General features: G+C 32.0%; 1 protein-coding gene and 3 tRNA genes. 3 read left to right on the top strand and 1 reads right to left on the bottom strand.

Annotation, left to right across the window (positions count from 1 at the left end):
• Window positions 1-134 precede the first annotated feature (134 nt).
• Window positions 135-848 carry an HAD family hydrolase gene (locus tag LQK79_RS20480; RefSeq protein WP_231017732.1) on the bottom strand — a complete coding sequence of 238 codons (714 nt, stop codon included), beginning with the start codon at window positions 846-848 and terminating at the stop codon, window positions 135-137.
• A 209-nt stretch (window positions 849-1,057) separates the two neighbouring features.
• On the opposite strand from LQK79_RS20480, the gene LQK79_RS20475 reads away from it, so the two are divergent.
• From LQK79_RS20475 to LQK79_RS20465, 3 genes are all read left to right on the top strand, one after another.
• Window positions 1,058-1,148: transfer RNA gene (locus LQK79_RS20475), tRNA-Ser, on the top strand.
• 33 nt (window positions 1,149-1,181) lie between these two features.
• Window positions 1,182-1,272: transfer RNA gene (locus tag LQK79_RS20470), tRNA-Ser, on the top strand.
• A gap of 96 nt (window positions 1,273-1,368) precedes the next feature.
• A tRNA-Arg gene (locus LQK79_RS20465) sits at window positions 1,369-1,445 on the top strand.
• Window positions 1,446-1,683: the final 238 nt, after the last annotated feature.

The following is a 1,683-nucleotide window of genomic DNA, read 5'->3' as shown; positions in this document are numbered from 1 at the left end:
ATTTGGAATGTTTCAAGAATAAGAGGTTTGGGCGAAGCCCATTATCCTTCTAGAGCTATATTAAACCACAGATAGCTTGGTGAAAAAATATATAAGAAACGACTGCTTTATGTATACAGCAGTCGTTTTTGTTATTAAGAAATTATCTTTAAAATTTTAGTTATGTCTCCATCCCAAATTGCATATTTGCTTGTTACTTCATTGACTTTTCTAGAAAGGTTGCTATGGATATAAATACAATCTTCTAAAGAGGCAGCTTTTGATCCTTCAACATCACACACATCATCATTTCCGACAAAAATACTTTCCTCTTTATTTAAATGTTCATTTTCTATAAGGTAATTAAAAAAAGCTTTATCTGGTTTGCAAATTTCTATATCGGAAGAACTATATAAGCCATCAAAGTAATCATGTATACCCAAATAATTCAGTTCTGGAACTGTAAATTCTCTTTGTCCATTTGATAGCATATATATTTTTTTATTTCTAGACTTTAGTTCATTTAAAAGAGATTTAACCCCTGGATAAAGTCCTATGTATTCTGTAGATAAACTTCTAAATAGCCTCATAGAATAACTAACTAATTCCTTGTCCACATTTACACATTTATCTGCATATAATTCTCTAAAAACTAATGGAAGATTTATATCACGATATTTAGTTTTTGTATTTTCATCAGTTTTATTTTTTACTTTAGTTAAATAAGCTTTTTTCAGTTCATTAGGTTTATAATTAGCTCCATTGTAGCTGTAGAAAAGTGAAAGCTTTTTCCAGAGGTTACTTTTGTTTTCATTGGTATGTATATTTACTAAGGTTCCATATAAATCGAATATAATATTTTTGTACATATAAAACTCTCCTTCGTATTTTCATATATATATAATATCATTATTTAATTTTTATATTAAGAAATTTTGTGAAAACCTTTAAAATTACATTAAAAAGTTTTTAATATAGAATAGATAAATTGATTAGCAAGTATAATTAATATAAAAAAGTATAAAAATATATTGACAGTATTCATGACAGATGATATAATATAATCTGTCGTGGTCGTGGAAAGATGGTCGAGTTGGTTTAAGGCACCGGTCTTGAAAACCGGCGTGCGGGTGACCGCACCTAGGGTTCGAATCCCTATCTTTCCGCCATATTTTATATAAAAAATACAAAGTAAAGCACATGGAGAAGTACTCAAGTGGTTGAAGAGGTGCCCTTGCTAAGGGTATAGATCGGGTGACCGGTGCGAGGGTTCGAAACCCTCCTTCTCCGCCATAAAACGCCTTTAGCTAGGTGTTTTATTTTTTAATGGAATTTGATTTTTATGCACTATTATGGTAATATAATGGTGTTCGTTAAATTAGCTACTATGCGATAGTACCTCAACTGGATAGAGGACTCGGCTACGAACCGAGGCGCTGCGGGTTCAAGTCCTGCCTGTCGCACCATATCGAATGTTTATAACGATATTGAACGTTCCGTGAATAGGAGTAACCGAAAGGTTGCTCCTATTTTCGTTGTGTAACGAAGAAAACCACTTGCTAGGCAAGTGGAATATGCCGTTGAACAGAAAAAAACTCCTATGTTAAAATATGGATCGATGTCAATATTTAGACACAAAAAGTCGAACTTTTTATGCAATTTTTCTTGATAGCTCCTCACATTGTTGAGGAGTTATATATCCAA

This window comes from Clostridium guangxiense, from assembly GCF_021043395.1.
GTDB classification, from domain to species: Bacteria; Bacillota; Clostridia; order Clostridiales; family Clostridiaceae; genus Clostridium_S; species Clostridium_S guangxiense.
Note: the sequence above shows the minus strand (reverse complement) of the source record. Positions and strands in the feature narration are given on the sequence as shown.

Bases quoted from the DNA above. Each gene is read 5' to 3' on its own strand.
- LQK79_RS20480 (WP_231017732.1), bottom strand. From the start codon at position 848: ATGTACAAAAATATTATATTCGATTTATATGGAACCTTAGTAAATATA.